Genomic DNA, 3458 nt, shown 5'->3' on the forward strand with positions numbered 1-3458 from the left:
GCGCCGCGCGGGTCGGTGTACCGGTCCGGGTGCCGCACCACCTTGGCGTCGGTCTTCAGCGGGAACCCGGGCAGCACCGCCACCGACGCCTCCCGCATGGCGTCCTGCATCCGCGCGGTCTCGGCGTCGATCGCGCCCGCGTCGGCCTCGATCAGGAACGCGTCGTGGACCGGGCAGCACACCCGGATCCCGCGCTCGGTCGCCAGGCACGCGGCCAGCCGCATCATCTCGGCCCCGTGCGCCTGCATCGGGAAGTTCCGCAGCGAGCGCGGGTTCGCGTCCCGCCCGACCCGCACCGCCCACCCGAACGCGGTCCGCAGCCGGCCCGTCAGCAGCGCCCGCTCCTCGGTCCCGTCGGCCCACGCCCAGAACCGCCGGAACGTGCGGCGGTGCAGCTCCAGCAGGTGCCGCCCGCGGTGCGGCGGCTCGCCCAGCTTGCGGGCCAGCCCCTCGGCCCCGAGCCCGTACAGCACCCCCAGCGCCACCGTCTTGAACTGGTCCCGCTCCGCGGCGTACGTCTGCTTGGTCGCGGCCGGCGGGACCGCGCCGGCCAGCTTCGCGAACGTCAGGTAGAAGTCGCCCGACGTGTACGCGTCCATCATGTTCGGGTCGCCCGACAGGGCCGCGGCGATCGCCAGTTCCTGTTGCGACCAGTCCACGTACGCCAGCGCGCGTCCGGGTTCGGGTCGGATCAGCGAGCGGAGCCAGCACGACGGCCCGAACACGAACCTCGCGTTGCTCGGCTGGTTGCGGCCGGTGCGGGACCGGAACGCGGACAGCAGGCACCGGTTCCGCCCGTCCGGGCCGACCGCCAGCTCGTGCAGCCGCATCTGCCCGAGCGTGTGCCGCAGTTCCCGGATCGGCCCCACCTCGGCCGGGTGCGCCCTCGCCCGCTCCCGGAACGTCTCGTCGTCGAGCGCCAGTGCGCCGCTCGGGAGCCGCGGCCACGCGATCCGCGTCCGAGCCAGGTACGCGGCCCACCGGTCCGCAGAGAACGTGAGCGGGCCGTCCCCGAGCAGCCGGTCCCCGGGGCCGATGAGGTCGGCGGCCCGGCGGATCACGTCCGGGTGGTGCTTGGGCCGCGGCGCCGGGTCGGGCTCGGCCAGCACCGCCCACAGCTTCGGCGCGGAATCGTCGTCCACGCCGTCCGGGTCGTACCCGGTCCCGATGCCCAGGTCCGGCCGCTCGTCCGCCAGTTCGCGGGCGTGAACGTCCAGACCGGGCACGTCGAGGTAGTCCTTTCCCTCCCCGAGCAGCTTCTGCACCCGGGCCTCGGTGAGCCCGGTGGCCCGGCGCGCGGCCCGGATCGCGGCCCGCCGGTCGGCGGTCGCCTCGACCTCGAGGCGGTGCAGGTGTTCGGCCGCGTCCGCCAGCGCGAACGGGTCGAGACCGCGTTCCGCTGCCGTTGCGAACACCGCGGCCCCGAACGTCGTGCCCGGATCGAGGCGCCGGCCGGTCGGCACGAACACGCCGTAATCGCGATCCACTTCGCGCACCAGCCGCGCCTTGAGCGCGTCCCAGTTGGCCCGCAGCGCGGCCAGGGCGGCGGTGTCGAGCGGCACCCCGGTGCGCTCCATCCGGGCCGCCGCGGCCATGTACCGGCCGCGCAGCAGCGCCCGCGGCAGGTCCAGGCGCGGGGCCATTCGCGGCAGCAGCCGGGCCAGCGCGTCCACGTCGGTCGCGCAGTAGTCGAGCAGCGCGGCGCGCTCGGCGGCGGTGTGCGGCCCGGCCCGCATCGCGAGCGCCCGCATGTCCTCCTTCTCCGCGGCGCCCAGGCCGTCGAGGCCGAAATGGGCCAGCGCGCCCAACAGCCCGCTCCCGTGCTCCAGAGCGCGGCCGTTGGTGAGCACCCGGAACTCGGCGAACAGGTCCAGCACCCGCACCGGCACCGGCCACCCGAGGGCCAGGAAGCACCCCAGCTCGGCGCTCGCGTAGTAGGCCACGAACAGCGCGTCCGGCCCGACCGCGAACGGCGGACCGGACGGCGGCCCGTCGGTGAGCCAGAGGCGCACCCGCCGGCCCGAGCGCAGCTCCCGGGCGACCAGGCACAGCGGCTCCGGGGTGTGCCCGTCGGGCGCGCGGAACTCGAAGTCCGCGCACCACACCTCGCGGAACGGGGCCAGCGGGTCCACGCTCACGCCTCCCCGCGGAGCCGCCGGAGCACCGGGTGGTCGGCGGTCCCGATCACCCGGTCCTTGAACGCCAGCCGCAGCAGCTCGGCGAGCGGCGGCTCGGGCCACACCGGCTCGTCGGTGATGTGGTCCGACACCTTCACCCGGTGCCGCTTCTGCCCCTGGTCCCAGTACAGCTTGGTCCACCGCCGCTCCGCCGCGGCCGCGGCCTCGAGCGGCACCTCCACCCACGGCGGCACCTTGCCGTCGGCCCCCGGGAGCCGCAGCCCCCACAGGAACGGGGCGCCCTGGCGGGTCACCGCGAGCACCACCCGGCGGCGCCCGAACGTGGGCTCGTCGGCCACCACCGGCCACAGGTCCGGGGCCACCCAGTAGCTCTCGGTGTCGTCCTCCTTGAGCTCGATGAGCCCGCCGGTGCAGCGGTACTCGGGGCCGGGCCGGACCCGGAAGAACACCTCCTTGGACGGCTTCTTGTACGGCAGGCTCACCAGCAGCTCGCGGACGCCCAGCGCGGCGTCGTCCTCGGGCGCCAGGCGCAGCCGCTCCAGGTCGAACGGGTCGGGGGCGGTCGGCTCGGTCGGATCGGTCACGGGTGTTGGTCCTTGTCAGGGGGTGTCGCGGCCGGGACCGGCCCGGCGGTGCGGTGGTTACGATCGGTACTCAGCGCGGTTTACGGCCGCGGCGCGGGGCGGGGATGGCCGGGGTCGGCTGGGCGTGCGCCTAGATCACCCGCAGCCGCCCCAGCTCGGCGGCCTCTTCGGCGGTCGGTTCGGTCAACCCGTCCAACGCGCTCAGCCGGCGGGCGATGTCGCGCAGGAACGGGTCCTCGGGGTCTGGCGGCGACCGCGTCACGGTGCTACGGTGGTGCATGGTCGGCTCCTCGTTCGGCGGGCCGGGTGCGCGGCCGCGCGCCCGGCCCGCAGCCGTGTGGTTACCGCGGGCGCGCGCCCGAGCGGTTGGCCCGGAGGGCCTGCCAGACCGGCTCCCACTCGGCGCGGGGCGGGCACCCGTGCTCGATCCACCGGTCCAGCTCGCGCCGCGCCCAGCCGACCGACCCGCCCAAGCGGATCGGGGCCGGGGTGCGGCCGGCGGCGGTGAGCCGGTCCCAGGTGGACTCGCCCACCCCGCAGTACCGGGCCGCGCGCTCGCGCCGCAGCAGCCCGGGCAGCAGCCGGCGGCGCGGCCGGGGGCGGTCGGGTGTTTCGGTGGTCGCTTTCACGTCACGTCCTCCTCGGTGCCACTCGCGCCCGCTCGCCTCCCGCCGCACGGCTTCGGCGGGTGCGGGGCGTCGCCGGAGTACCGGTCAGAAATGACGGACGGCGCGAA

Annotated in this window: 4 protein-coding genes; all 4 read right to left on the reverse strand. The window is 76.0% G+C overall.

Annotation, left to right across the window (positions count from 1 at the left end; all coding sequences use genetic code 11):
- On the reverse strand, nucleotides 1-2132 hold a 2132-nt coding region (locus tag R5W23_RS05820; protein WP_320685518.1), incomplete at its 3' end, for a DNA polymerase.
- A 2-nt stretch (nucleotides 2133-2134) separates the two neighbouring features.
- Nucleotides 2135-2722, reverse strand: coding sequence for a hypothetical protein (locus R5W23_RS05825; RefSeq protein WP_320685519.1), 588 nt, complete (start codon nucleotides 2720-2722; stop codon nucleotides 2135-2137).
- A gap of 130 nt (nucleotides 2723-2852) precedes the next feature.
- Entirely contained in the window at nucleotides 2853-3002 is a 150-nt protein-coding gene (locus tag R5W23_RS05830; protein ID WP_320685520.1) for a hypothetical protein, read from the reverse strand.
- Nucleotides 3003-3063: 61 nt separating this feature from the next.
- Nucleotides 3064-3351 carry a helix-turn-helix transcriptional regulator gene (locus R5W23_RS05835; RefSeq protein WP_320685521.1) on the reverse strand — a complete coding sequence of 96 codons (288 nt, stop codon included), beginning with the start codon at nucleotides 3349-3351 and terminating at the stop codon, nucleotides 3064-3066.
- Nucleotides 3352-3458 lie beyond the last annotated feature (107 nt).

The sequence above is a fragment of the Gemmata algarum genome (assembly GCF_034097035.1).
In the GTDB taxonomy this organism is placed as follows: Bacteria; Planctomycetota; Planctomycetia; order Gemmatales; family Gemmataceae; genus Gemmata; species Gemmata algarum.